This is a genomic window from Klebsiella sp. CN_Kp106, assembly GCF_040064575.1.
GTDB classification, from domain to species: domain Bacteria; phylum Pseudomonadota; class Gammaproteobacteria; order Enterobacterales; family Enterobacteriaceae; genus Klebsiella; species Klebsiella michiganensis.
This window is the reverse complement of sequence record NZ_JBEAIG010000067.1, coordinates 1-26,665: the sequence shown is the minus strand read 5'-3', so window position 1 is coordinate 26,665 and position 26,665 is coordinate 1. Positions and strand designations below refer to the sequence as shown.

Annotated in this window: 19 protein-coding genes and 1 pseudogene; 3 read left to right on the top strand and 17 right to left on the bottom strand. The window is 58.1% G+C overall.

Going from position 1 to position 26,665, the window contains the following annotated elements:
- Nucleotides 1-10: 10 nt before the first annotated feature.
- The 3 genes from bcsA (ABLU96_RS22080) to bcsR are packed head-to-tail and all read right to left on the bottom strand — an operon-like array spanning nt 11 to nt 3,563.
- Nucleotides 11-2,629, bottom strand: a complete 2,619-nt coding sequence (gene bcsA / locus ABLU96_RS22080) for a UDP-forming cellulose synthase catalytic subunit (protein WP_046876778.1) — start codon at nt 2,627-2,629, stop codon at nt 11-13.
- Entirely contained in the window at nt 2,626-3,363 is a 738-nt protein-coding gene (gene bcsQ / locus ABLU96_RS22075; RefSeq protein WP_032694187.1) for a cellulose biosynthesis protein BcsQ, read from the bottom strand. The genes bcsA (ABLU96_RS22080) and bcsQ (ABLU96_RS22075) overlap by 4 nt, the downstream gene beginning before the upstream one ends.
- Before the next feature lie 11 nt (nt 3,364-3,374).
- On the bottom strand, nt 3,375-3,563 hold the full coding sequence (gene bcsR, locus ABLU96_RS22070; RefSeq protein ID WP_004855289.1) for a cellulose biosynthesis protein BcsR: 189 nt from the start codon (nt 3,561-3,563) through the stop codon (nt 3,375-3,377).
- A gap of 167 nt (nt 3,564-3,730) precedes the next feature.
- On the opposite strand from bcsR, the gene bcsE reads away from it, so the two are divergent.
- Genes bcsE through bcsG form a run of 3 tightly spaced genes read left to right on the top strand, consistent with a single transcriptional unit; the run spans nt 3,731 to nt 7,154 of the window.
- Nucleotides 3,731-5,287, top strand: coding sequence for a cellulose biosynthesis protein BcsE (gene bcsE / locus ABLU96_RS22065; RefSeq protein ID WP_025106804.1), 1,557 nt, complete (start codon nt 3,731-3,733; stop codon nt 5,285-5,287).
- Entirely contained in the window at nt 5,284-5,481 is a 198-nt protein-coding gene (gene bcsF / locus ABLU96_RS22060) for a cellulose biosynthesis protein BcsF (RefSeq protein ID WP_014227175.1), read from the top strand. The genes bcsE and bcsF overlap by 4 nt, the downstream gene beginning before the upstream one ends.
- Nucleotides 5,478-7,154, top strand: a complete 1,677-nt coding sequence (gene bcsG / locus ABLU96_RS22055) for a cellulose biosynthesis protein BcsG (RefSeq protein WP_025106803.1) — start codon at nt 5,478-5,480, stop codon at nt 7,152-7,154. Before bcsF ends, bcsG begins: the two co-directional genes overlap by 4 nt.
- Nucleotides 7,155-7,237: 83 nt before the next feature.
- Here bcsG and ABLU96_RS22050 read toward each other — a convergent pair whose 3' ends face one another.
- The 14 genes and pseudogenes from ABLU96_RS22050 to dppA all read right to left on the bottom strand — a co-directional run bounded on the left by ABLU96_RS22050 (nt 7,238) and on the right by dppA (nt 25,897).
- Nucleotides 7,238-7,345: a type I toxin-antitoxin system toxin Ldr family protein gene (locus ABLU96_RS22050; protein ID WP_014227177.1), complete on the bottom strand. Its 108-nt coding sequence runs from the start codon at nt 7,343-7,345 to the stop codon at nt 7,238-7,240.
- A 370-nt stretch (nt 7,346-7,715) separates the two neighbouring features.
- Entirely contained in the window at nt 7,716-7,823 is a 108-nt protein-coding gene (locus ABLU96_RS22045; protein ID WP_004855299.1) for a type I toxin-antitoxin system toxin Ldr family protein, read from the bottom strand.
- Nucleotides 7,824-8,088: 265 nt separating this feature from the next.
- Entirely contained in the window at nt 8,089-9,087 is a 999-nt protein-coding gene (locus tag ABLU96_RS22040) for a glycosyl hydrolase family 8 (RefSeq protein ID WP_025106802.1), read from the bottom strand.
- An 11-nt stretch (nt 9,088-9,098) separates the two neighbouring features.
- Nucleotides 9,099-9,575: a cellulose biosynthesis protein BcsD gene (gene bcsD / locus ABLU96_RS22035; protein ID WP_025106801.1), complete on the bottom strand. Its 477-nt coding sequence runs from the start codon at nt 9,573-9,575 to the stop codon at nt 9,099-9,101.
- Entirely contained in the window at nt 9,575-13,627 is a 4,053-nt protein-coding gene (locus tag ABLU96_RS22030) for a cellulose biosynthesis protein BcsC (RefSeq protein WP_064406148.1), read from the bottom strand. The genes bcsD and ABLU96_RS22030 overlap by 1 nt, the downstream gene beginning before the upstream one ends.
- Nucleotides 13,624-16,032 carry a cellulose biosynthesis cyclic di-GMP-binding regulatory protein BcsB gene (gene bcsB / locus ABLU96_RS22025; protein ID WP_057173464.1) on the bottom strand — a complete coding sequence of 803 codons (2,409 nt, stop codon included), beginning with the start codon at nt 16,030-16,032 and terminating at the stop codon, nt 13,624-13,626. Before bcsB ends, ABLU96_RS22030 begins: the two co-directional genes overlap by 4 nt.
- The gene (gene bcsA / locus ABLU96_RS22020; RefSeq protein ID WP_014227182.1) at nt 16,029-18,140 is read right to left on the bottom strand and encodes a UDP-forming cellulose synthase catalytic subunit; all 2,112 of its coding nucleotides are present in this window, start codon (nt 18,138-18,140) and stop codon (nt 16,029-16,031) included. Before bcsA (ABLU96_RS22020) ends, bcsB begins: the two co-directional genes overlap by 4 nt.
- 20 nt (nt 18,141-18,160) lie before the next feature.
- Nucleotides 18,161-18,953, bottom strand: a pseudogene (bcsQ, locus tag ABLU96_RS22015) (cellulose biosynthesis protein BcsQ).
- A gap of 1 nt (nt 18,954) precedes the next feature.
- Nucleotides 18,955-19,533, bottom strand: a complete 579-nt coding sequence (gene bcsO, locus ABLU96_RS22010; protein WP_064406150.1) for a cellulose biosynthesis protein BcsO — start codon at nt 19,531-19,533, stop codon at nt 18,955-18,957.
- Nucleotides 19,534-20,246: 713 nt separating this feature from the next.
- Nucleotides 20,247-21,260: a dipeptide ABC transporter ATP-binding subunit DppF gene (gene dppF / locus ABLU96_RS22005; protein ID WP_064406152.1), complete on the bottom strand. Its 1,014-nt coding sequence runs from the start codon at nt 21,258-21,260 to the stop codon at nt 20,247-20,249.
- Nucleotides 21,257-22,240, bottom strand: a complete 984-nt coding sequence (gene dppD / locus ABLU96_RS22000) for a dipeptide ABC transporter ATP-binding protein (RefSeq protein ID WP_064406154.1) — start codon at nt 22,238-22,240, stop codon at nt 21,257-21,259. Before dppD ends, dppF begins: the two co-directional genes overlap by 4 nt.
- A gap of 10 nt (nt 22,241-22,250) precedes the next feature.
- Nucleotides 22,251-23,153: a dipeptide ABC transporter permease DppC gene (gene dppC, locus ABLU96_RS21995; protein WP_025106797.1), complete on the bottom strand. Its 903-nt coding sequence runs from the start codon at nt 23,151-23,153 to the stop codon at nt 22,251-22,253.
- Between the two features lie 9 nt (nt 23,154-23,162).
- Nucleotides 23,163-24,182, bottom strand: a complete 1,020-nt coding sequence (gene dppB, locus ABLU96_RS21990; protein ID WP_014227188.1) for a dipeptide ABC transporter permease DppB — start codon at nt 24,180-24,182, stop codon at nt 23,163-23,165.
- Nucleotides 24,183-24,289: 107 nt separating this feature from the next.
- Nucleotides 24,290-25,897 (bottom strand): dipeptide ABC transporter periplasmic-binding protein DppA, encoded by a 1,608-nt coding sequence (dppA, locus tag ABLU96_RS21985; protein ID WP_004855324.1) that lies wholly within the window; start codon nt 25,895-25,897, stop codon nt 24,290-24,292.
- Nucleotides 25,898-26,665 lie beyond the last annotated feature (768 nt).

Genomic DNA, 26,665 nt, shown 5'->3' with positions numbered 1-26,665 from the left:
CGCATTATCATCATTGTTGAGCCATCGCCGGTTCTGCCGAGAGTGTCGCCGCTGCGCGTTCCGGACGGCGCGGAATAAACGAGACAAACCAGGCCACCAGCATGGTGAGCGAGCGGAAAATAACCTTCACCGACGGCGGAGAAAACTCCGCCAGGTGACGATATCCACGGAACCCCAGCTTCAGGATATCCAGCAGGCTTTCCATCGGCTTATCTTCCGGGAAGCTATCCTGCCAAAGCGCCCACGTATCTGCGCGGGCAAACGTACACTGTACAAAATCAATATGCTGTTGATTGCTTAACGGCAGCAGCTGTAGCCCGACCTCGCTGCCGTTGACCCGCGCGACCCGCACCGGGAAGGCGTACTCCTGCTGCCCGCGTTTCAGCAACAGCTTGACGTGCTGGCTTTCCAGCACCTGCGCCTCGCCGTGAATCTTGACCCCAAGGCCCCCGTCTGAGTAATCATGGACGGTACAGGAGAACAGGTGCCCGTCATCGCGGGCAATCGCCGCCGGCATCGACATCTCCACGCGGTGCGATCGCCGCACCTGCTTGCTTTCAACCGAGACCGCCACCGCGCCGCCGAGAATAATCAGGTTATAGAACACCCAGATAATGCTCACCCAGACGGTCAGGATTTCGTTTTCCGGGCCGTACATAAAGCGCCAGATCCCCACCCCGACGCCGACCAGGTTCAGCAGCACGAGGTAGATATAGGGACGAGAGATCACCCAGTCGACGTACTCGTCCTCCACCAGTCCGCCTTTTGCCGTCACGTTGAATTTGCCCTTATGCGGGTTAATCAACGCGACAAAGGTCGGCGGCGCGATATACCACGCCAGCACCGTTTCATAGATCTCGCTCCAGAAAGAGTGGCGGTATTTGCCCTGAATCTTCGAGTTGGTCAGGCTGGCGTGAATCATATGCGGTAGCACGAACAGGGCGATCATCAGCGCTGGCGCATAGATGATATAGGCGTGCAGCAGCAGAAACGCCAGCGGCGCGGTCAGGAAGATCAGCCGCGGAATACCGGACAGAAAGTGCAGCATCGCGTTGACGTAGCAGATGCGCTGCGCCAGCTTCAGCCCTTTGCCAAACAAGGGGTTATCAAGGCGGAAAATTTGTACCATCCCGCGGGCCCAGCGGATGCGCTGGCCAATATGCGCCGACAGGCTCTCCGTCGCCAGACCGGCCGCCTGCGGGATACGCATGTAGGCTGAAGTGTGCCCGCGACGGTGCAGGCGCAGAGAAGTGTGGGCGTCTTCAGTCACCGTTTCCACGGCAATGCCGCCGATTTCATCCAGCGGGCCGCGGCGGATCACCGCGCAGGAGCCGCAGAAGAAGGTCGCGTCCCACATGTCGTTCCCGTCCTGCACCAGGCCATAAAACAGCGTGCCTTCGTTCGGCGTTTTGCGGAATCGTCCCAGGTTGCGCTCAAACGGGTCCGGGGAGAAGAAGTGGTGCGGCGTCTGCATCATCGCCAACTCTTTCTCTTTCAGGAACCAGCCCATGGTCATCTGCAGGAACGAGCGGGTCGGCACGTGGTCGCAGTCAAAAATCGACACGAACTCGCCCTTGGCGTACTTCAGGGCGTTGTTGATATTCCCGGCTTTCGCGTGTTCGTGGGTGGTGCGGGCGATGTAGTGCACCCCGACGTCTTTGGCGAACTGGCGGAACTCTTCGCGCCCGCCGTCGTCGAGGATCCAGATATTGAGCTTGTCCTTCGGCCAGTCGATCCCCTGGGAAGCGTAAATGGTGTTTTTCACCACGTTGAGGTCTTCGTTGTAGGTCGGCACGAAAATATCGACCGTCGGCCACTGCGCCATATCCTCCGGCAGCGGGACCGGCTGACGGTTCAGCGGCCAGACGACCTGGAAATACCCCAGCACCAGCACCACCCAGGCGTAGGTTTCGGCGAACAGCAGAATTATCCCGCACACGAGGCTCACGGGATCATCCCAGTTGAGCGTCGAGGTGTAGCGCCACCAGATGTAGCGGCAGGAGACGGTCAGCGACAGCACGATCAGCATCAGGGCCGAAAAGCGTCCCGGAATGCGGCGCACCAGCAGCGCCACGCCCCACAGCAGCAGCAGGAAAATAAACTGCGAGAGCGGATTAAACGGCTGGGTAATACAGAGCAGCGCGAGGATTAGCGAGAAAAAGGTTATCGTGCCCAGAATAAGCCGCCGCAGCTTTGGCGACAGGTGAGCCAGCTCTTTATGTTTATCCAGGTGACCGGTGCGGGCGTTAACCTTTTCCGGCAGCTTTTCCAGCCACTGGGCATAGCGCCCCTGGACGCCTTCCAGCGCCGCCAGCGAACGCCAGTTGATCTTTTTATCCGGCTCCGGCACCCGCGTCGCCAGCAGCCACACGCACTGCAGCAGGTAGCGAATCGGGTCCAGCGGGCGCGGCCGATGCGGATTAATATGCGGGAAAAACTCGCCGTGACGTTCGCGAATAGCCTGCCAGCGCGGCGTTTCCAGCGGCATAAACGCCCATGCCAGAGATGCCCACAGGCAGCCCAGCGCGGCCGACAGCCACGACGCGCCGTGCTGGCGATAGTCGCGATAGCGCTCGTTCAGCCGTTTCCCGACCGGCGGCGCCAGCAGTAGGGTGCTCAGGCGAATCATTCCGCCCCCTTCCCGGCGTAGTGCAGCAGACACCAGTTGGCCAGCGTCAGTATCTCCTCCGCCGCCAGAGAGTCCTGCCGGTACTCGCCGAGCGGCTGCTTCGCCGCCAGACACTCCGCCATCGCCTCATCACGATGGATAGTCACCGGCAGAATGCGGCGCTGGCTCTCCAGCCACAGCTGATACAAATCCTCCTGCAGCTGGCTGCCGACGCGCAGATCGTTAATCAAAATATCGCTATTGACCGGCAGCGCCTGCTGATGCAGGCGAATATGGCTGTTGCCGTCCGGATGCACAATGACCAGCGTGCGGTCGCAGACGTCAATGAGGGAGCGGGTCAGCGGCGAGTAACCGTCCGGCAGGTCAATCAGCAGCCAGCGGTGATCGCCCTGCTGATGAAGCTTCTGCACCATCCCAGCCATCGGCGCCAGCGTCGGCTGAAGCTGGTCAATGTTCGCGCGCTCGCCCGGCGTCAGCTGCCCAAAGGGCAAAAGATCGATATGCGAGGTGTAGCGCAGACCGGCGTCGCGCCAGTCGCTGCCGTCGATCGTGGCGCGCGCCCAGCCCGCTTTGTGGCTGAAATCGACGTTGAAAAAAAAGCGCAACATGTTGTCCGGGCTGGCGTCCACCACCAGTACGGTTTCACCGAGTAATTGCAGCGCCCAGGCCAGCGCAGCGGTAATCGACGTGGTGCCGGTACCGCCGCGCACGCCCTGTAATCCCAGAATCGCCATCGACGGCTTCCTTACTTTTTCTCTGCTAATTCAGCCAGTAATGGCCAGCGTTTTAGCGCCGCGGTTAACTGCTCGCGTCGGGAAATATCGTGGTAGTGAATATCAGGCAGGGAAAATGCCCGGCTTAACGCCAGGAAATCATTTTGAAACGTGTAGCCCAAAGTCGCATCGGTGGGTACAGCAGGCTCTTTTGCTGGCATTTCTCTGTCCGTTGGAAAATACAATAAATTAAACCGAGAGGCGTAAGATCATCCTTAAAATATGTTTACATGCTAAAACTGATGTCCTTTAATTTCAATGTTAGGTTTACTCTGACGCTTTCGCTAGTAAACTAATCAAGTGTAAATCAAGTCTCACGAGGGACGCCGTGGATATCGTATATTCTTTGGGTATTTCATCATTATGGGACGAAGTACGCCATATGCCCGTGGGTGGAGTATGGTGGCTGAATGTCGACCGCTATGCCGACGCGGTAAGCCTGCTCAACCATACGCTGGCGGCCCAGGATAAACAGAGCCAGGTTGCGGCGATAGTCATGGGTGATAACCCAAATAAAATCATTGAACTAGAGAAAAATTGCGGGCCAGAAAAGGTGGCGTTATTTAGCATGCCGAACCGTGCTGAGGGGCTGCAAGAAATGCACCGCGATTTAGTTTGTTCCCTCGAACCTGGCAATTATTTGTTTATTCTGCTATGCGCTGAAAATGCCTGGCAGAATATAAAAAGCGATGATTTATGCAATTGGGTTGAGAAATCGTATCGATGGACTAATTATCATCGTTGTTCATTACTAGTACTTAATTCCGGGCACGATATCGATAAGCAACTCTCCCCTTTATTACGCGAGTACCGTTCGCTTTCCGGCCTGGCAAGTATTCGTTACCAGGGGGATAACCACCTGTTCGATATCGCCTGGTGGGGGAGTGAAAAAGGCATCAGCGCCCGGCAGCAGCTCATTGTTCTTCAGGATGAAAACGGCTGGCGGCTGGCGCAGGATGAAGAAACGGTGGTGCAACCGCGCAGCGACGAAAAAGTCATTCTTAGCAATCTGCGCGTACTGGAAGGTGCCCCCGCGCTATCCGAATACTGGACGCTGTTCGATACCAACGACGCCGTTTTCAACGCCGGGAGGATGGCGCAGGCGGCAACGCTGATCTTCTCCATTACCCAGAACGAACAGATTGAACAGCTGGGACGCTATATCCATACCCTGCGCCGCCAGCGCGGCAGCGCGTTAAAAATCGTCGTCCGCGAGCAAACGCCGAGCCTGCGCGCCACCGATGAACGCCTGCTGCTGAGCAGCGGCGCCAATATGGTTATTCCCAGCGGCGCGCCGTTATCCCGCTGCCTCACGCTTATAGAAAGCGTTCAAAAACAGCAGTTTACTCGCCATATCCCGGAAGATTTTAATACTCTGCTGACCTGGAGCCAGCCGCTAAAACTGCGCGGCTACCAGAAATGGGGGGACTTCTGCGAAGCGGTGCACAATATTATGGCCAACACCATGCTGCCCGCCGATGGCAAAGGCGTAATGGTGGCGCTGCGCCCGGCGCCCGGCCTGCGCGTAGAGCAGGCGCTGACGCTGTGTAAGCCCAACCGTATGGGCGACATTATGACCATCGGCAACAACCGCCTGGTGCTGTTTCTGTCATTTTGCCGGGTGAACGACCTGGATACCGCGTTAAACCATATTTTCCCTTTACCAACCGGCGATATTTTTTCTAACCGTATGATTTGGTTTGAAGATAAGCAAATAACGGCTGAAATCATGCAGATGCGCGGGATTCTGCCGGAGAACTGGAACACGCCGCTGCCCATTTCGCTTGGCAAAAATGAAACCATCAACGCCACCCATGACGGGCGAAGCTGGCGGCGCAACCCCGAGGCGCACCGTCTGTCCATTGATGGGGAGCCAACCTTATGATGTCTATCGCCGATATTATTCAGCTGGTCGTCCTGTGCGCCCTGCTGTTCTTCCCGCTGGGATACCTGACGCGCCACTACCAGCGGCGTATTCGCACCACATTAAGACTGATGTTCTTTAAACCCCGTTATGTCAAACCGGCTGGCGTGCTGCGCCGGGAAGCGACATCCAGGCAAGGCAAATCAACGAAATGACCAAACCCAAAACACCCACCGCGTCGCTTCCGCTTTGGCGGTACTGGCGAGGCTTATCTGGCTGGAACTTCTACTTTCTGGTGAAGTTCGCATTGCTATGGGGCGGATACCTCAATTTTCATCCCATGTTAAACCTGGTGTTTCTGGCCTTCCTGCTGGTGCCAATTCCGCAGTATAAGCTGCACCGTATCCGCCACTGGATAGCAATCCCGCTGGGTTTTATGTTGTTCTGGCACGACACCTGGCTGCCCGGCCCGGAAAGCATTGCCAGCCAGGGCTCGCAGATTGCCGGTTTTAGCGCCGACTATATCTGGGATCTGGTGACCCGCTTTATTAACTGGAATATGGTCGGCGCGTTCTTCGTGCTGCTGGTCCTGTGGCTGTTTATCAGCCAGTGGCTACGAGTGACGGTTTTCGTCTCGGCGATCGTGGTCTGGCTGGTGGTCAGTCCGCTGCTGCCCTCTTTCAGCCTTTGGCCGGCAGGTCAGCCGACGACCGCGGCGGCGAACACCGCCGTTAATACGGCCGGCGGAACGGCCATCGCGACCAATACTGCGCCGGCGAATAACGATATTCCGCCGCAGACCGAGCCGCCGACGTCGGCCAATCTCACCAACTGGCTGAATGCCTTTTACGCTTCTGAGCAAAAACGTAAAACCACTTTCCCGGATGCGCTTCCGGCCGATGCCCAGCCGTTTGATGTGCTGATAATCAACATCTGCTCGCTCTCATGGTCGGATATTGAAGCGGCCGGGCTGATGGATCATCCGCTGTGGAAGCATTTCGACCTGCTGTTCAAAAACTTTAACTCGGCGACCTCTTACAGCGGGCCGGCGGCGGCGCGTCTGCTGCGCGCCAGCTGCGGCCAGCTCTCTCATGCGAACCTTTATCAGCCATCGGGCAGCGAATGCTATCTGTTTGAAAACCTGGCGAAGCTGGGCTTCACCCAGCAGCTGATGCTCGGCCACAACGGTATCTTCGGCGACTTCCTGAAGGAGCTTCGCTCGCTGGGCGGGATCCAGAGCCCGCTGATGGATCAAAGCGGCCTGCCGGTCATTCTGCAGGGCTTTGACGGCTCTCCGGTCTATGACGACCAGGCGACGCTGAACCGCTGGCTGCAGTCGCTGGATAAGCTGAATACGCCGCGCACGGCGACCTTCTACAACACGCTGCCGCTGCATGACGGTAACCACTATCCGGGCCAGAGCAAAACCGCGGACTATAAAGCCCGTGCGCAGAAGTTCTTCGATGAGCTGGATAATTTCTTCACCGAACTGGAGAGATCGGGGCGTAAGGTGCTGGTCATCGTCGTACCGGAACACGGTGCGGCATTGAAAGGCGACAAAATGCAGGTTTCCGGCCTGCGCGATATTCCCAGCCCATCCATTACCAACGTACCGGCGGCGGTGAAATTTTTCGGCATTAAGGCAAGACACCCCGATGCGCCGATTATCATTAACCAGCCAAGCAGCTACCTGGCGATTTCTGAGCTGGTGGTCCGCGCCCTCGACGGCAAGATGTTTGACGAAAACGACATCAACTGGCAGCAGTATATTGCCAACCTGCCGCAGAGCGCGGCGGTGTCGGAAAACTCCAACGCCATCGTCATTCAATACCAGGGGAAACCGTATGTTCAGCTGAACGGCGGCAGTTGGGTCCCTTATCCGCAATAAACGAAAAAGGCCGCAGGATGTTACCCCTGCGGCCCCGTTCGGGCGCATGCTGCCACTAAGGCAGGCAGATACCCACCGGCCGGCTACTTCCGGTTATCCATCCGGCTCACGATAATGCTGACCAGAATGCCAGCAATCACCGGAGCCGCCAGATCGTCCCACAGCAGCAGGCCCAACTGAGCGAGCGTCATACAGCCGCCTTGTTGCAATGGCAACCGTTCGCGGCTATTCTCGAATTGTTGAGGTTCGAGATTAGCCCCCGATACGTTGCCAGGTTGATACCAAACAACGTGCGGGGGATTTCTCTTTCCAGCAACCCATCCATCGATGCCGCCGGGGTTCAAGCCCCCGCAACATTGCGCCTCACCGGGCGAGCCCGGCTTGCTGACGATTCTACTGGCCCGATCGGGTACCCGCACTCCGCCATTACGCGCGGTGCGAGACGCATTCCAGGAAACTTTTTTGTTGCAGCAATACAACGAAAAAGGCCGCAGGTTGTTACCCCTGCGGCCCCGTTCGGGCGCATGCTGCCACTAAGGCAGGCAGATACCCACCGCCCGGCTACTTCCGGTTATCCATCCGGCTCACGATAATGCTGACCAGAATGCCAGCAATCACCGGAGCCGCCAGATCGTCCCACAGCACCAGGCCCAACTGAGCGAGCGTCATACAGCCGCCTTGTTGCAATGGCAACCGTTCGCGGCTATCCTCAAATTGTTCAGGTTTGAGAGTAGCCCCCGATACGTTGCCAGGTTGATACCAAACAACGTGCGGGGGTTTTCTCTTTCCAGCAACCAATTCATCTCTGCCGCCGGGGTTCAAGCCCCCGCAACATTGCGCCTCACCGGGCAAGCCCGGCTTGCCGACGATTCTACGGCGCCCTTCAGATTTCAGCACCCGGCTCGACTGCGTTATTCGAGGCGCATTCCATAGTTTACGCCTGGTCTTTATTTGCCAGCCATACCAGCAGCTTCAGGCTGGCGGAGTAATAGTCGTCCTGGGGCGTAATCTGCGGATCGGCCTGCGCTTCGCCAAGGGTTAAATCGCGTACCGCCAGCAGCCCGCCGGTCATAAACCACGGCGCCACTTCATCGGTATTCACGTTTATCCACGCCGGCGTCTGCGGACGCGGATAGCGCTGGAACCAGTTTTTCCACGGCGTCAGCAGGCTGCTTTTCGAGTCACTCCAGTAGACATACAGCGGAATACGGATCGCATCGAAGCTCATTCGCGTCGGCCACTCTTTTGCCGGCTCCATCTTACCGTCCGCTCTTAAGGCCACCCAGTCGCTGGGAAGCTGCGATTTCCCCCACGCCATGTTTCCCAGCAGCGCCTGGCCATCGCTCTGCAGCTTTCTCCAGGCGGTTAGATGCGTACGCGCGGCGAAGGCCTGCCACGCCGGAAAGATAAAGTAGGAGGGGTTAAGATTCAGGTGGTCGTTGAGATAGAATCCCTTTGCGCCCGGAAGCATCACCTGACGACCGGCAAACGTGACCACCGTAGACTTCAGGAGCGAAGCGGTTATCGCATCCGACGCGCTGCCGTAGGATTTTTCATGCCACTGCTGCTGCGCGCGCAGCAGCGCCCAGGCAATCAGGGTATCACCATCGGTGGCATCGTTTTTGTCCGCCACCGGATTGGGCGCCACCGGGTTATAGCGCCAGTAAAACAACCCGTTATCTTTGTTACGTAGGGTTTTATCGGTCCACTGCCATAGCTTGTCAAAGGCGGGGCGATCGTTATTAGCCACCGCTAACAGCATGGCAAAACCTTGCCCTTCGGTATGGGAGACGTTGCCGTTGCCGGTATCAATAATGCGTCCGTCCGGCATCATAAAACGCGATTTATAGCTTTCCCACGCCGTATCGGCCCACGCGTGGGGAAGCATCATCACCGTCGTCACCACGACTGTCGCTAAAGCACGCAAGGACATAAATTCACCCTTCAGGGATGGAAGTAAAGAAACTGAACGTCAGAGACCGAAAACAGCCGCTCGCGCTGTAACACCACGTGCGCCGCGCCGCCCTGTCCCTGTAGCCAGCGGGAATAAAGCCCCTCGAGTATGGCACAAAACGCATTACACCAGCGGACGCGGCGCGCTTCATCGCGGCTCACCGGCAGCGCCTGATGGCGTAACCGCAGGCCGTCATCGCTAACCTCAACGCTCACTACGCCCCACTGAAACCGGCTTAGCTGCGCATTCATATTGGCTTCCAGCTCACCGAGCGTTTCCGACTCCGGTAGCGGATGCTCATCGGCCAGCGCCTCGCCCATTTGCCGCAGAAAGGGCTGGCTCTCCAGCTCGCCCGCGTTATTGACCATGCCATCAACCATAATCAGCAGCAGATCGAACCACCCGGCAGGGGTTTGCTGCTGCTGAAACCAGGCCATTACCAGCGCATTATTATTGTCCGTCACGATCAGCGATCTCCCAGCATGTAGCGGATATAGAGGCCGGCGGTGCTCTCGTTGTAATCGCCGAAGGTGTCATAACCCACCTGGCCGCCGAGCGTCATCTGTTTATTGACTTTGTAATCCGCGCCGGCGCGCAGGGTATAGCCGATGCCGCTCTTCGAGGTGGCTGAATAGTAGGCCTCTTTGGCAAAACCGTTGCTCACAGCGGTCTCGAGCGTTTGCTGCCACTCGGCGTTGGTCGGGAAATAGGCGCTCTTATCCTGGCTGTAAGATTGATACCCCACCGAACCGCCAAGCTTCATCGTCCAGTTATCATATTTCTCCGTCAGGCTTACCGGCAGCGACACGCTGACGTAGTTCTGCGGGCTGAAGTAGCCCCCTTGTCCGTAGGTGAAGTAGCTCAGGTTTTTCGAGTAATCCATGTAGCTCATACTCAGCCCGGTCTGCAGCTGACGATACTCATCGTGGTAAGGCCGCAGATAAACCCCGGCGTTGGCGTTGATGCTGGTATTGCTGGCGACGTTTTGTCCCAGGTAGCTATAGCCCCCGCCGCCGACGTAGAAACCGGCATCGCCGTCGTCATAGCTGAGCTGCAGGGTACCGCCGTTTTTGGTCACCTGACCCCAGGTTTTGCCGGAGTAGGAATCCTTCAGCCCCACCCAGGAGAGCAGGCTGTCGGTCAGCGAACGACGCTCGCCGGTAAAAATCAGCGACAGATAGTTAGTCAGCTTCGGCGACCACTTCACGCCGCCCACAATGGTATTCAGATCCTGACCCAGCGGCGTGCTGCCGATATCGACGCGATATTCGTCGCCGCTCAGCGCCAGCGCCAGCGCCACGCCGTTGGCTTTTTGTGAATCGGTTGAGCCGCTGGCTCGATCAACGTTAGGTTTCAGATTTGAAGAAGCCAGATAGCTGGCGACCTGCCCGGAATCGTAAGCGCCCAGCTTCGCCAGGTTTTCCATGCCGCTGCTGGTGGTAGCGTTAAAGTCTGAAGCATTCAGCGTGCCGAGACCGCTCAAGGTCTCCGCCCCCGGATTGTTGGCAAAGTACGTCGTGCGCTCGGTAGCGGTCATCGCCGCAATCGCCGCCTGCTCGCTGGTGGCGGTGGAAATCATATTGGAGACCGCGTTTGATAGCGGATTCGCGCCATAGCGCCGCCAGGCGTCACCGGTTGCCGTCCCTGCGTTCAACGTAATCGGCGTCACGGTAAAGTCGAAACGCGAATCACCGAACGGCGAGGAGGACCAGGTCAGCGGGGTTTTGATTTCGGTCAGCTTACTGGTGCCGGATTCGCCATCGCGGCCGCGAACCTCCATGCCCCCCTGCAGCCAGGTGCCGGTTTTTTCCTGCAACGTCTCCATCATGGTATCCACCTGGCGCAGCATCCGGGTCTGCGCGGTTTCGACCGGCAGATCGGTGCGCTGGATCCCCGGCAGCGTGCTGCCATCGCCCGTCGATACCTGAGAAACCTGCCACGGCATATATTGCCCGTAGCTGGAGGCGGTACGCGTCGCCGCCGGCGTGCGCGAGACGCCGACGAACGGATTATCCGCCGCCAGCACGCCGCCCACGGTCGGCGTTTGCGTACCGTTGCTGCTCTGTAACCCCAGCAGCCTGCCGCGAGCGCTGCGCAGATAGGTCATCGCCTGCTGATGATGGCCCTGCGATTCGGCCACGCGCGCCAGCAGCAGCAAACGGTCCGGCGAATTATCCGGGCGCAGCCCGCCTGCCAGCTGCGCCGCCCGGTCGTTATCGCCCGCCGACAGCGCGACATCAATAGCCCCGCTGCGCGCGTCCTGGGTCGGCGTATCGCGGGTCATCAGGTAGTCATAGACGACCCCGGCCTCTTTATTCATTTTGCCGCTCTGATAGAGACGCGCCATGGCGAACATCAGGTCGGTATTTTGCGGGTCGCTCTGCATGGCGCCCATCAGCTTGTCATACGCCGCCGCGTAGTTACCCTGCTCACGCAGGCGATCCGCGTCGTTAATCACATAGCCGTTGCGAATGCTGGCCAGCTGCGTCGGCGTACTGCTTGCCTGCAGCTGCGGGTTGGTGAGCAGCCTCTGCGCTTCGTTGGTCAGGCCAGCCTGGTTAAGCACCGTCACCTGATCGGCGTAATCCCCGGCGTTGCCGGAGATGCCGCCGTTAATATTGTTACGCACCAGCGATACCGCGGTAGTGACATCGCCGCTCTGGGCCAGCAGACGCGCCAGTTTACCGACATCCGCCGGGGCTTTTGGCGGCGTCGCGGCCATCGCCCTCAGCGTATTGGACGCCGCGACGGAATTACCCTGCGCCAGATACCCCTCGGCCGTCGCCAGCTGCAGGTTGTAGTTCACCCGCTGGTGCAAATCGCGCATCTGGCTGGTCTGGCTGGCGGGGGGAATTCTTGCCAGCAGCGTTTGCGCCTGCTGCCAGCCGCCGTTCTCGCTGGCGAAAAGGGCGGCGGCGTACAGCGAGCTGCTGCTGGCGCCGGGACGATACGCGGCGCCCATAATCGCATTCGCCTCGCCGTCGTTGCCGGATTTTTGCAGCAGTCGGGCCAGATCGAGGCGCATCCACGCATCGTCCGGATAGCGAGAAACGCCCTGGCGCAGCGTGGCGATCGCCCCGGACACGTTACCGCCGCTGGCCTGCTCCTGGGCCTGTCGACGCAGGGAGTCTCCCGGCGTCCCGGTGACCACGCGCGGCTGCAGCTTTTGCTGCAGGCTTTCCGGCAGCGTTCGCAGCATCGACTGGGCTTCTGCGGTTTTATTCTGTTCACGCAGAACGTAATAGAGATTCTCCCGGGCGGGGCCATTTTGCGGCTGCTCGTTGAGCAGCACCCGCAGCGTTTGTTCGGCCTGGGGCAGGTCTTTGTTGTGGCGCAGAACGTCGGCGCGGAACAGCTTCGCCGCCGAGCCCTGCGTCCCGCTCTGCTGCGCCAGCGGCGCGGAGAGCGCCAGCGCCTGGCTAATGTTGCCTTGCTTATAGGCCTGCTGCGCCTGAGCAAGCTGGCCGTAAAATAGCGCATCCCCTGCCTGCTGACGCCGGGTTTCAGAGCCCTCGCCGCCGAGATCCGCCGCCCGGCCCAAATACTGAGAGGCCGCCTGAAAATCGCCGCTGCGCTGGGCGATATAGCCCATCCCGGCAAGCGCGTCAGCATCCTGCGGATTGGTTTGCAGGACCTGTTCAAACTGCTGCTTCGCCGCGGCGGTATTGCCGCTGTTCAGATCAGCGTAACCCTGACCGCGCGCCTGGCCGCTGCGCCGTTCGCGGAAGTAGTTCTGCACTTCGCTATCCTGCGGGTGGCGCTGCATCCAGGTATCGTAAAACGGCTCATCTCCCGGCTGCGGCCCCATCCACAGCAGCGCCTGACGCAGTCCCGCATCGGCTTCTTTGCTGCCGCTGGCCATCGGCTCCAGCATGGCGATCCCTTCCCGGCGGGTCTCTTCGCGCCAGGTCAGCGCCTTGCCCAGGGCCACGCGCGGCCCGTTTTCCTGCGGATGCTGAGCGACGTACTGACGCAGTTCGCTCAACGCCTGCGGATAGAGCGATTTGTCGCTGGCCATCGTCATGTAGTATTCCGCCGCCAGTCCGGAAGGCGGAACGCTGCCGTTGAACATACTCCGCCAGGTCGCCAGCGCGGCAGGCACGTTGCCGCTGCGCGCCTGCTGTCTGGCCAGATTGAGCTGCCCCTGCGGGACCTGCGCCATTTTTTTGGCGCTATCCAGATCCTGCAAGCCGGGACTGTTGGGCGCCGCTTTCTCCAGTCGCGCCCGCCACTGGGCCGCGGCCTGCAGGTTGCCCCCCTGCTGCGCCCACAGCGCCATCAGGTACAGCGCCTGAGCGTTGTTGGCATCCACCGATAACACTTTTTGCAGCGATTCCATCGCCAGCTCGTCGTGCGATTTTTCGTGCCAGTAGTTGGCCTGCGCAAACAGCGCCTGCAGCGCCGCATCGTTACCCGCCGCCTGCGCCTCGCCGAAGGCGCCAAGCGTCAGCGCGCCGGACAGGCACAGCGTGGAAAATTGACGGGCCGCCTTCGTATTCATTTTACCGACTCTTTTCATTGGCTATCTCCCGACTCCAGGCGCTTGCGGGCATGACGTTTGAACATCGCGGTCAGCGCCAGACCCAGAATGGACGTGGCGATTAACCCCAGCACCGCCAGCAGGCCGGAGTGCTGGTTGGCATACCACACCGCCATCATGTACCACGGCATCTGGCCGCTGGGGAACGGCGTACTGACCTGGAAGCTACGCACGCCGTTGTCGCTGGTAATCACCGCCGTATCGCCGCGAATACCGGCATTGATGCGCGGTGAATTAAGATCGTCTTCCAGTTTCGCCAGCTGATCGTCGCTGCTGGCCATCGCCACCACGACCACCCGCTGCGGGTTCCACGGCGAGCGATAGCTAATAAACCCGCGCCAGGCGCTGCTGGAAGAGAAATAGCGATCGGCATCCACGCCGTCGGAGGCCCAGTCGCCGCTCAGCCTGCGCTGAATTTTTGTCCATAGCGCCGGTTCACGTACGCTCAGCAGGTTATCGACCGGTTGATAGGGAGAATCGGCCAGCAGGCGCTGATTAAACGCTTTCTGATCGAGGGCGCTCACCGCCAGGACATCGCGATCGCGCAGGAACAGCGCATTCGCGCCGTCGTCAGGAACGCCCAGCATCACGCGGTTATTGGCCAGCGCTTTACCGGTCGAATTACCCGAACGGGCGGCCAGATTCAGCATCGTCGCGACCTGCGTTTCCGAAGGCTGTTCCGGCAGCAGCAGCGTGGTTTGCGAATAATCCGCCAACCGGGAGAACGGGAACGACGCGCCGACAAAATAGGAAAGATTCGGCAACAACGAGAAGTGCCGCGTACCGCTCAAATCGATCCACGAGTCGTCGGTGATGCGGCTTTTAATCGTGCTGTTCAGCAGAACTGAACAGGGCGCGCTGTCCTTCGGCACCAGATTGAAATAGAGCGAGAGCTGGTTATCGCCGTAAATCAGATACGGCGCCAGCGGGATAGTGAACCGTTCCTGACGCGCGTCGCCGCCCAGGTGACGCCAGAGCTTCTCCAGCGGACCCTGTTTATTCATCGGCAGGTTGTTGAGGAAGGTGTTGTTGAGCGTCACGCTCAGCAGCGACCTATCCTCGTTAATCCAGCTCTCCGACGGGAAACGGTAGCCGATCTGCAGGGGTATGGTTTCGCCATCCCACAGGTAGAGGTCCGGCGCGGCGCGGAAGGCCACGCGCAGCGGTTCATGCCATACGCCGCTGACGGTCATACTTTGATCCTGGCGGATCAGCTCGCTGATTTTTACCGGCCGATCGGTGGCGATCCAGCGCGGGGCATCGTACGGCTTGCTGACGGCTATCGTCTGCGGATCAACATCCATGCTGGCCGTCTGCGGGGCGAAATCGCCGCGGGTCAGTCGCCAGGCGGCCATCCGCAGCGCCGCGTCGTTCTGGCCGACGATGAGCAGCAGCTTATAGGCCGGATTGCCGGGGTTCTCAACGATCCGCAGCAGCGGCTTGTCGGTTTGCGGTAGCGTCAGGCCGCCCACCCGATCGCCAGGGTGACCGATGATAATACCGTGCTTCTCGGGCAGGCGATCGCGCAGCGCGTCAAAAGCGATACCGCGATAATCGGCCTGAATACCCAGCCATGACGACACCAGCGCCGCAGCGCTGAAAATATCCGCCGTTGGTTTCTCCGGATACGCGATAGCGATATCCGCCGGCGTCATCTGCATGCTGTCGAAAAACGGGCGCGGGAAATGGCCTAAATCGTTGCTGATATTAAGCTGCTGGCTCTCCCAGCTAAAGTGGGAGGCGGGCAAAATGGTCACCCGCGAGGTGTCGTGAATATCGAGCCGGCACTGCATTGCATCGCCGTCGTTAATCTTAAAGCTCAGGTTGTTGCTGGAGACCATCAGCGCCGCCGGAATATCCAGCTGATAGTGCGAGATCTCCTCGCCGTCCGCGCCCAGCGGCAGCGTGCCGAGCGGCTGGCCGTTGAGCATTAACTGCAGCGTGGCGTTGCGGGACGCCATCTCCGGCGAGACCTTAACATCCAGCATCAGTTGGGCGTGGGTGACCACCTGATCGGAGGGCAGCGTAAAGCTGGCGCCGCCCTGGTTTTGTCCACCGCTAAGGATGATACCGTCCGGCATGCCCATCTGCATGAGGTTCAGGTCTCCGCCGACAATCGGCGTTAGCGGCACCGTATCAGCGACCCCAGAGGCAACCGGCGACGGCATCGCGGGTAGCGAAGCCGGCTGAGGGACGTTTGCCGGCGCGGGCTCCGTCGTGGCGGGCGAATTCGACTCGCTGGCAGGCGCCGACGCGCCGCTGGCTTGCGCATCAGGTAGCGGAAAATTAAGCGGCGGCAATGCGTCCGGGGGCGTTTCCTCGCTATGCAGCGCTGGCGCAGAGAGCATACCGGCCAGCAGCGCAAGCGTCGTTAAACGTTTCATAGGCTGCCGTCCTCCTGCGCGGGATTCGCCGCAGGCGGCTGACGACGCTGGCTACGGCGCGTCTTCCACGTCAGCCAGAACAGTTCGAATACGCAGCGCAAAATGGTGGCAAAAGAGCGGAACGGGTTGTCCTGCGGGCGCGGCGGGTTAATCCACGCATCGGCGCGGGCCAGCACCACGCGCACCAGCTCGCGGCGGCGGGAGAGCTGAATATTTTCATCAAATTGCAGACGAATAAACTGGTCGTCAGCGGTGACCTGGCGCACCGGGATCGAAATCGCGCCGGACTGGAGAATCAGCTCAATCTCTTCGATTTCATCCTGCAGGTGACGCTTATCCGGCGCGCTTACGCGGCAGCCGCCCATGGACAGGTCCGCGGTGTGGCTGCGGGAGACAATGCCGCTGGTGTAGTGGATCAGCACCGGAATATCGACATCAATACGAATCGTTTTTCGCACCTGACGGGTTTCGCGCGCCACGGCAATGGCGGCCAGCAGGAAGATCAGGCTGTAAATCCCCCAGCCGACGTTCAGCGCGATAACGTTCGGGTCTGAGCCAAAGTAGTCGTGACCGATGGCGCGGACGATACCGACCACCACCCCCAGGCCCAGCAGACAGGCGACGACCAGGTGCGGTCTGACGACGGTAAAGTCGAAGTAGCCCACGTCCAGCAGGCCGCCTTTATCGGTCACGTTGAATTTCCCGCGTTTGGGGAAAATCATGGTCACCAGCGTCGGCAGCACCAGGTGGAACGCCAGCACGATATCGTAAATTTCGCCCCAGAAGCTGTAACGATAGCGGCCGTTCATGCGCGAGCCGACATAGATCGCGAGGAACAGATGCGGCAGCGCGTAGGAGACAATCAGGCTGGCCGAGGAGTAGATGATATTCAGGTTGAACAGCAGGTAGGCCAGCGGTGCGGTGACAAAGACCACCCGCGGCAGGGCGAACTGATAATAGAGCATGGCGCTGAGATAGCACAGGCGCTGCTGGAACGTCAGCCCACGGCCCAGTAGCGGGTTATCCAGACGGAATATTTGCGTCATCCCGCGCGCCCAGCGGGTACGCTGAATCACGTGCACCACCAGACGTTCGGTGGCTAAGCCGGCCGCCAGAGGAATATCAAGGAACGCCGACTTCCAGCCCAGGCGCTGGAACTTCAGCGCGGTATGGGCATCTTCGGTCACGGTCTCTACCGCAAAGCCGCCGATCTGCTCCAGCGCGGCGCGGCGAATGACGGCGCAGGAGCCGCAGAAAAAGGTCGCGTTCCAGTTGTCGTTCCCCTGCTGAATCGGGCCATAAAACAGCATCCCTTCGTTGGGAATATTGCGGCCCACGGAGAGGTTGCGCTCAAAAGGGTCCGGCGAATAGAAGTAGTGCGGCGTCTGCACCAGCGCCAGCATCGGATCGTTGAGGAATCCGCCCACCGTCGCCTGCAAAAAGACGCGGGTTGCCACGTGGTCGCAATCAAAAACGCAGATAAGCTCGCCGTGGGTCAACGTCATCGCGTGGTTGAGGTTGCCCGCCTTGGCGTGTTTGTTATCGTTACGGGTGATATACCCAACCCCAACGTCGGCGGCGAATACCGCGAATTCATTGCGCTTACCGTCATCCAGCAAATAGATTTTTAATTTATCTTTTGGATAATCAATACACTGCGCAGCCAGCACCGTATCACGCACCACCTCAAGCGGTTCGTTATAGCTGGGAATATAGATATCCACCGTCGGCCATTTGCTCATATCATCCGGCAGCGGGACAATTTCACGCTTTAGCGGCCAGACCGTTTGCAGGTAGTTAAGCAGCAGCATCACCCAGATATAGACTTCCGCCAGAAACAGCCCCATCCCCAGAATCGCTTCGATGGTGGAGTTAAAATGCAGGGTCTGCGTTAAACGGAAATACATATAACGGGTCGACATCAGCAGCGATGTCACCACCATGATGACGGAAACGCTGCGGTTTTTACTGAACCCCATCACAAAGAGAATACCGATGCTCAGCAGGCCAAAAATATACTGCTTTTGGCTGTCCATCGGCGTGATCACCACCAGCACGGCAATGGGCGAAAGTACCAGTACCAGCAACCAGAAAAGCGTCTTTTTCATTCAGCAGCCCTGCAATTAAATTAAAGCCCTGACCTGCGAGGCTGGCTATGCACCTTGCCGTCACCAATATTGATACCCAACTGCGCAGAGATTTTTTTGGCAATAATTTCAATATCAAAGGCGGCTGCGGAGGAGGAGTTAAAGTCCAGGATCGACTTCTGGGAAGCATTCGCTTCCACCACGCTTTCATCACGATGGATGATGCCCAGCAGACGATCGCCCAGCTTTTCTTCCATTAACGCCGTAACATCGCGACTGACCTGGCGACGGTTATCGCTCTGGTTGATCACAAAATAGTGTCCGAGTTTATGGTTGAGTTCGCCCCCGGTCAGACGCTGCTTTTCCACGTGCGCCAGCGCGGACGTCGAGGCGGTATCCGCCAGCAGCGGTACCAGATGCATATCGGCAAGCGAAGTGAGCGCCTTTAGCGCGGGCGAAGGGCCCGGCGGCAGGTCGGCAATAGTAATCAGTCCCGGATAATTGAGTAATGCCGCCAGGCCGCGGGTCAGGAAATGCTCGTCATGGCTCAGGCGTTCATCGAAGGCCTGCCGCTGCGCGTCGCTCACGTCGCCGTAGGGCAAGACGAAAATATTGCTGCCGGCGCTTAATACGCACTGGCTCCAGTCATGGAGCTCCAGCGCTTTCGCGACATAGCCGCGCTCGTCGCTGAGGGGGACGCCAAAATGCAGGCGCAGGGCGTTCTGCACATCAAAATCAAGGGCCAGAACTTTGCTACCTGCGCGGGCCAGCGCCCAGGCCAGATTTGCCGCCAGGGTCGTTTTTCCTACGCCGCCTTTCGGTGAACACACGCAGATCAACGGCATGTCGCAATCCTCTCCAGGAGTGATTTCAGTGACTGATCTTTATCTTTTGCTACCGGCTGCGCGGTTTTGGCCGCAAAAAGATGGGCAAAACCCTCCGTCGTCGGCGCGGCCGCCGGACGAGGCCTGACTGCCGGAGCAGGGACGCTGACCGGTACCGGCTGCGCAGCAGCCTGAGAAACCGCCGGCTGGGGGGCGGGCGCAGCCGCTGCCAGGCTTTGCGGCAGAGCAGGCTCTACGGCCGCCGCAGCAGCAATGTCCGTCAGGGGGGCGGGCTGCGGCGCGGAGGGCGGGATAATCAGGGACGGTGCAGCCAAAGAGGGCGCTGGGGGAGCCTGAACGGCCGCAGGCTCCACCTTGTGAAACATATCGGCAGGAACCCGCTGCGGCAGAGGTAAGGAAACTGACCCACCCATGGCCAAAGAAGACGCTTCCTCCGCCGGAATAAGTTGATTGAGAATAACCCAATCCCCTTTTTCGCCGGCGGCGGCTTCTGATGAGAGGTCCTTAAATTTTAGACTGTGTGTCCGCGTCTTTTCCTTGAAGCGCTGCAAATCATCATAATGGTTCATAGATAACCTCATGATTTAAATACGTCATATTTAATCTGTTTTAATTGTCATCCCACGCCACTAAAGCGTAGTTTAATTTGTTGTTTTTTGGGCATTTACCCGGCGTTACGGCCGTCACAATACGCTAACTTTAGTCGCGTTTTGATTATTTTGGATAGGTCAGGCTGGTGTAATTCCATAGTGGTAGTGAGGTTACACTAACAGTTCTTTTTCAAAATGATAGCCCCATTTTTTGGGCGGCTGCGCCGTCAATCCCCCCGCAGCCTGCCAGGCTATTAGCAGATCGTAGTTTTTTATACTGTCTGAATTTTAAAAAATGGCGTAATACACGCCAGGGGAAGGCTAAAGAGAATACATTTTAATATTTTTTAAGGCGTTTAGAAATCACTTACCGCGCTTAATTAAAATAATAAAATATTGTTCCCGTCCAAAATAAATAGCTCAGGATGTTAGCCAAAAACCAGGAATATAAAGCGTTGACCGAACAACAAGGAACAGTTTTATGCATCGCTTTTGCTGTTAATTTGCTCCGGCTAAAGAAACAATCAAGATAAAGTAAAATACATTCATGTAGTTATCCCGGACTCCCGAGATAGCAATGGTTGTGGCGTAAAATGCCAGTATTGTTCGTTGTCGGTTGTTCCAACAGTGCTGAGTTATGGTTAAAAAAAAGCCGAAGCACAGGCTTCGGCTTTGATTATCGATTGCCTGAATCAGCTCAGGGGCTTCTCGCCGTTCTGATCCTGGTCGACCGCAAAGCAGGCTACCAGCTGGCCACCGTAGTCCTTCAGCTGCGGCTGAAGCTGGGTGCACGGGCCGAAACGGCGACGGCAGCGGGCGTTAAACGCGCAGCCCGGCGGCGGATTCAGCGGGCTCGGCAGCTCGCCGGTGAGCTTGATGCGCTCGCGGCGGTCATCCGGATTCAGACGCGGCGTTGCCGACAGCAGCGCCTGCGTGTACGGATGCTGCGGGTTGTTGAAGATTTGATCTTTCGTCCCTTTCTCCACGCAGCGGCCTAAATACATCACCATCACTTCATCAGCGATATGCTCCACAACCGACAGATCGTGGGAGATAAAGACGTAAGAAAGCCCCAGATCCTGCTGTAAATCCATCATCAGGTTCAGCACCTGCGCGCGCACCGAAACGTCCAGCGCGGAAACCGGTTCGTCGGCGATCACCACGTCCGGGTCAAGCATCAGACCGCGGGCAATGGCGATACGCTGACGCTGGCCGCCGGAGAACATATGCGGATAGCGGTCATAGTGCTCGGTTTTCAGGCCCACTTTGGCCATCATCGCCAGCGCCTTCTCCCGGCGCTGCTCTTTGCTCAAGCTGGTGTTGATCTGCAGCGGCTCTTCCAGAATCTGCCCCACCTTTTTACGCGGGTTCAGCGAACCGTAGGGGTTCTGGAACACAATCTGGATTTTCTGCCGGCGCAGCTTCTGCGCCTGCGGATCGTGCTTAAGCAGGTCCTGTTCCTGGTAATAGAGCTCGCCGCCGGTGGGGATTTCAATCATCGTCAGCAAACGACCGAGCGTGGATTTACCGCAGCCGGACTCCCCCACTACCGCCAGCGTTTTACCGCGTTCAAGGGTAAACGAGACGCCGTCCAGCGCCTTGACCAGGCGTTCCGGCGTGAAGAGCCCCTTCTTCACCGGATAGTATTTTTTCAAATCGGTGGCCAGCAACAGAGGCTGTTGCGTGGTGGCCTCATGCGTACTCATAGCCCAGGCCTCCCGGCATCATCAAGTGGGTAATGACATTTCGACTGGCGACCGCCGTTAAGCAGGTTCAGCTCAGGTTCTTCGCTGCGGCATTTGTCGGTCGCATAGGGGCAGCGCGGGTTGAGCAGACAGCCGCTCGGACGGTCGTATTTGCCCGGCACCACGCCCGGCAGCGAGGCAAGACGCGCTTTATCCTGAGCGAACTCCGGCAGCGCGCGCAGCAGCGCCTGCGTATAGGGGTGGCGAGGCGCGCGGAAGATATCCTTCGCGTCGCCGGTTTCCACCACCTGCCCCGCGTACATGACGATGATTTTGTGCGCCGCTTCGGCCACCAGCGCCAGATCGTGGGTGATCAGGATCAGCGCCATATTCTCTTTCTGCTGCAGCTCCAGCAGCAGCTCGATGATCTGCGCCTGGATGGTCACATCCAGCGCCGTCGTGGGCTCATCGGCAATCAGCAGCTTTGGCCGACAGGCGATGGCCATCGCGATCATCACGCGCTGGCTCATACCGCCGGAAAGCTGGTGCGGATAGACGTCAAGACGCGAAGCCGGATCGGGGATCCCCACCAGCGTCAGCAGGTCAATCGCCCGCTGCACGCGGGTTTTCTTGTTGCCGCCCTGGTGCACCTTAATGGCTTCCATAATCTGGTAACCGACGGTATAGCACGGATTCAGGCTGGTCATCGGGTCCTGGAAGATCATCGCCACTTCCGCGCCCACCAGCTGGCGGCGCTCTTTTTCGGAAATGCGCTTCAGGTCGCGACCGTTAAACTCCAGCTTTTCAGCCATCACCCGGCCGGGATAGTCAATCAGCCCCATAATCGCCAGCGAGCTGACCGATTTACCCGAGCCGGACTCGCCGACAATACCGACCACTTCGCCCTGATTTACGCTGTAGCTTACGCGATCTACGGCGCGGAACGGCGTCCCTTCGTCGCCGAAGTGCACCGAGAGTTTATCTACTTTTAATAACGCCATCTCGAACCTCTTACTGCTTCAGTTTGGGATCGAGCGCGTCACGCAGACCGTCACCCATCAGGTTAAATGCCAGCACCGTCAGCAGGATAGCGACACCCGGAAAGGTGACGACCCACCAGGCGCTCTGCGCGAACTGCAGCACATCGGAGAGCATCGTGCCCCACTCCGGTGTCGGCGGCTGCGCACCCATGCCAAGGAAGCCAAGAGCGGCCATATCGAGAATGGCGTTAGAGAAGCCCAGCGACGCCTGAACAATCAGCGGCGCAAGGCAGTTAGGAAGAATGTTGATGAACATCTGACGCATCGCGCCTGCCCCCGCCACGCGGGAAGCGGTTACGTAGTCGCGGTTTACCTCTACCAGCACCGCCGCTCGGGTCAGACGCACGTAGTGCGGCAGGGCGACAAAGGTCAGCGCTATCGAGGCATTGACGATCGACGGACCGAAGATGGCTACCAGCACCAGCGCCAGCAGCAGGCTCGGCAGCGCCAGCATAATATCGACAACGCGCATAATGACCGAGTCAACCACGCCGCCAAAGTAGCCCGAGACAAGACCGAGCACCACGCCGAGGATCAGCGACAGTACCACCACCAGACAGCCGACCAGCAGCGACAGGCGCGCGCCGTACATCAGGCGCGACAGGATATCGCGGCCGACGTCATCGGTGCCGAGCAGGTGGCTCACGCTGCCCCCCTCCTGCCAGAACGGCGGAGCCAGCAGCGCATCGCGGAACTGATCCGCCGGATTATAGGGCGCGAGGAAGTTGGCGAAGATGGCGATGATAATCATCACCACGACATAGGCCAGCCCCACGACGGCGCCTTTGTTGCGTTTAAAATAGTGCCAGAACTCCTGCAGAGGGGTCATTGGCACCGGCGCGGCGACAACTTTATTTTCAGTAATTTGTGACATGATGGCCCCTTACTTCTTATGCCGGATACGCGGGTTCACCACGCCGTACAACAGGTCGACCAGCAGGTTGACGAGAATAATCATCGTCGCCACCAGCAGCACCCCGCCCTGCACCACCGGATAGTCGCGGCGCTGCAGCGCGTCAATCAGCCAGCGGCCAAGGCCCGGCCAGGAGAAGATGGTTTCGGTCAGGATGGCCCCCGCCAGCAGCGTACCGACCTGCAGACCGATCACCGTGACCACCGGCAGCATCGCGTTACGCAACGCATGAACGATGATCACCCGCATCCGCGTCAGGCCTTTCGCGCGCGCGGTACGGATATAATCCTCGCCCAGCACTTCCAGCATCGACGAACGGGTCATACGCACAATCACCGCCAGGGGAATCGTCCCCAGCACCACGGCGGGCAGGATCATATGCATTACCGCATCAATAAAGTCGCCCGGCTCGCCCCAAATCGCGGTATCGATCAGCATAAATCCGGTCAGCGGCAGGGTATCGTCAAGGAAGACGGTATCGCTGATGCGCCCGGAAACCGGCGTCAGGTTAAGCTGTACCGACACCAGCATGATCAGCATCATGCCCCACCAGAAGATGGGCATAGAGTAGCCTGTCAGCGCGAGGCCCACGGAGGTGTGGTCGAAGATAGAGCCGCGTTTAACCGCCGCCAGCACGCCCACCGGGATCCCGACGATGACGGCAAAAATCATCGCGCAGACGCCCAGCTCCATCGTGGCCTTAAAGCGCGGTACAAACTCTTGCCAAACGGGAATACGGCTTTTCAGCGAGATGCCCAAATCGCCGTGCATCACGCCCCAAATATAGTTGACGTACTGCTGCCACATCGGTTTATCGAGGCCCATTTCGGCCAGCAGCTGCGCGTGACGTTCAGGGGAAATACCACGTTCGCCCGCCATAATCATCACCGGGTCGCCGGGGATCATATGAACGAAGGCAAAAGTGAGAAGGGTAATACCGATAAATGTTGGGATGACAAGTCCCAAACGTCGGAGAATGAACTGCAACATAACCCGGATTCTCTCTGGAGACGGCCCGCCTGGTGACAGGACGTCTGTATTGCTCACAAATGTCAATTCCCTCTCCCCAAGGCGGGGAGAGGGGAAACACGCTGTTATTATTCGATAGAGACGTTATCGAAGTGGTGTTTACCTAATGGATCGACCACGTAGCCTTTGACCTCTTTACGCACCGGCTCATAGACGGTGGAGTGGGCGACGATCAGCGCCGGAGCCTGATCGTGCATCACGACCTGAGCCTGCTTATACAGCTCAATGCGTTTGTTGTGGTCATCCGTGGCGCGAGCCGGCTGAATCAGGTCTTCAAACGGCTTGTAGCACCAGCGGGAGTAGTTAGAACCGTCTTTTGCCGCCGCGCAGCTGAACAGGGTGGCGAAGAAGTTATCCGGATCCCCGTTGTCGCCGGTCCAGCCCATCATGACGGTCTGATGCTCGCCCGCTTTCGCGCGCTTGAGGTATTCACCCCACTCGTAGGTCACGATCTTGGCCTGGACGCCGACTTTCGCCCAGTCGGCCTGAATCATCTCAGCCATACGGCGCGCGTTCGGGTTATACGGACGCTGTACCGGCATCGCCCACAGGTCGATGGTGAAGCCTTTTTCCAGGCCTGCTTCTTTCAGCAGCGCTTTCGCTTTCTCTGGATCGTAGGTGTAGTCTTTAACGTCGTCGTTATAGCCCCACATGGTCGGCGGGATCAGGTTCTTCGCGGCCTGGCCTGCGCCCTGGTAAACGGCTTTGATAATCGCTTCTTTGTTGACCGCGTAGGTCAGCGCCTGGCGAACTTTGACATCATCCAGCGGCTTCTTCTCGGTGTTGAAAGAGAGGTAGCCGACGTTCAGGCCCGGCTGTTCCAGCAGCGTGATGTTTTTGTCTTCCTTCATGCGCGCGATATCTGCCGGGTTCGGGTACGGCATAATCTGGCATTCGTTTTTCTGCAGCTTAGCGTAGCGCACGGAAGCATCAGGGGTAATGGAGAAGACCAGGCGATCGATTTTCGGCTTGGTGCCCCAGTAGCCCGGGAAGGCTTTATAGAGAATACGGGAGTCTTTCTGGTACTGCAGCAGCTGGAACGGGCCGGTACCGATTGGGTTGAGGTCCACTTTCTCCGGCGTACCGGCTTTCAGCATGTTGTCGGCATACTCTTTTGACAGAATAGAGGCGAAGTCCATGGCGAGATCGGCAAGGAACGGCGATTCCGGACGGGTCAGCACGAACTGGACGGTGTTATCGTCCACTTTCTTCACTTCGCTAATCAGGTCAGGTAATCCCATCCCTTCAAAGTATTCATAGCTGCCGCCAGACACTTTATGGTACGGGTTATTGGTATTTTTTTGTCTGTCGAAGGAGAAGACAACGTCATCGGCGTTCAGCGTGCGGGTCGGTTTAAAATCTTTATTATCCTGCCACTTCACGTCTTTACGCAGATGGAAGGTATAGGTTTTCCCGTCTTCGCTAACTTCCCATTTTTCAGCCAGGCCCGGGATGACTTCCGTGGTGCCGGTTTTGAATTCCACCAGGCGGTTATAAATCGGCACTGAGCTGGCGTCATAGGTGGTACCAGAGGTGAAGAGCTGCGGGTTAAAGCCTTCCGGCGAACCTTCTGAACAATAAACCAGGGTCTTCGCTTGTACGCTTGCTGCGACGGTCATGGCAACCAGGCTCAGACCAAGCTTCAGCATCCCTGATTTCTTCAAGGAAATACTCATTATTCTGCTCCAAATGTGATGTTGTTTGCATATATCCGCCAGACCTTTATTTATTTTTATTCGTCATATTGCGAACTACGGATGCGTTGGCTGCGCTCGATAACCCCGGTCACATAGTCATCTATGCTCCCGGAGATTCTCACGCTTGCCGCCTTCCCGCAGCTCGAACTATTTAGAATATACCCGGTCCGGTCGGTGGTGCCCGAAAGCGTTGAGAGAGATGGGGATTCCTTTCACAAAAACGACTGAGTTGCAGTACGGATTCTCCATGAAATGCCCCTCATGCCCTACAATCTGTCAACAGAATGGGGAAACGTCAATACAGCCAACCTGGTTTTACATCCGGTGTGAGAATTGGCGGGCAAAGATTAAAAAAAGTGCAAAGCGCTATTTCCAGCAGAGAAATTTATGCTAGCGGCCAATAGACAGAATAAACGCCTTAATATTTTCCAGCAGCCAGTGATAAGCAATTATGGTAAATGGTAAAAATTTCTTGCGATGTGACCAATATGTGAGCGATAAATAGCGTGAACGTTAAAACGCACAGCGGAAAATGCTGAAGTTATCCATAAGCTTCGCGAAAAAAGATCGGAGTATATATAAAAAAATACAATGGAAGATGTCACAAAATAGGGAATTGGCGCCAGGAAATGAGGGTGGAGGCGTTTTCTTACACTCTTAGCAAGCAGCGTATTTTCCCGGAGGCGATGCTGGCGCATCTGTCCGGGCTTGTATGATTACTCCGTCAGAAAGAACCGGCCAGTTCTC

Coding starts and splice junctions, on each gene's coding strand:
- bcsA (WP_046876778.1), bottom strand. CDS start 2,629: ATGATTCGCCTGAGCACCCTACTGCTGGCGCCGCCGGTCGGGAAACGG.
- bcsQ (WP_032694187.1), bottom strand. CDS start 3,363: ATGGCGATTCTGGGATTACAGGGCGTGCGCGGCGGTACCGGCACCACG.
- bcsR (WP_004855289.1), bottom strand. CDS start 3,563: ATGCCAGCAAAAGAGCCTGCTGTACCCACCGATGCGACTTTGGGCTAC.
- bcsF (WP_014227175.1), top strand. CDS start 5,284: ATGATGTCTATCGCCGATATTATTCAGCTGGTCGTCCTGTGCGCCCTG.
- bcsG (WP_025106803.1), top strand. CDS start 5,478: ATGACCAAACCCAAAACACCCACCGCGTCGCTTCCGCTTTGGCGGTAC.
- ABLU96_RS22050 (WP_014227177.1), bottom strand. CDS start 7,345: ATGACGCTCGCTCAGTTGGGCCTGCTGCTGTGGGACGATCTGGCGGCT.
- ABLU96_RS22045 (WP_004855299.1), bottom strand. CDS start 7,823: ATGACGCTCGCTCAGTTGGGCCTGGTGCTGTGGGACGATCTGGCGGCT.
- ABLU96_RS22040 (WP_025106802.1), bottom strand. CDS start 9,087: ATGTCCTTGCGTGCTTTAGCGACAGTCGTGGTGACGACGGTGATGATG.
- ABLU96_RS22030 (WP_064406148.1), bottom strand. CDS start 13,627: ATGAAAAGAGTCGGTAAAATGAATACGAAGGCGGCCCGTCAATTTTCC.
- bcsB (WP_057173464.1), bottom strand. CDS start 16,032: ATGAAACGTTTAACGACGCTTGCGCTGCTGGCCGGTATGCTCTCTGCG.
- bcsA (WP_014227182.1), bottom strand. CDS start 18,140: ATGAAAAAGACGCTTTTCTGGTTGCTGGTACTGGTACTTTCGCCCATT.
- bcsO (WP_064406150.1), bottom strand. CDS start 19,533: ATGAACCATTATGATGATTTGCAGCGCTTCAAGGAAAAGACGCGGACA.
- dppF (WP_064406152.1), bottom strand. CDS start 21,260: ATGAGTACGCATGAGGCCACCACGCAACAGCCTCTGTTGCTGGCCACC.
- dppD (WP_064406154.1), bottom strand. CDS start 22,240: ATGGCGTTATTAAAAGTAGATAAACTCTCGGTGCACTTCGGCGACGAA.
- dppC (WP_025106797.1), bottom strand. CDS start 23,153: ATGTCACAAATTACTGAAAATAAAGTTGTCGCCGCGCCGGTGCCAATG.
- dppB (WP_014227188.1), bottom strand. CDS start 24,182: ATGTTGCAGTTCATTCTCCGACGTTTGGGACTTGTCATCCCAACATTT.
- dppA (WP_004855324.1), bottom strand. CDS start 25,897: ATGAGTATTTCCTTGAAGAAATCAGGGATGCTGAAGCTTGGTCTGAGC.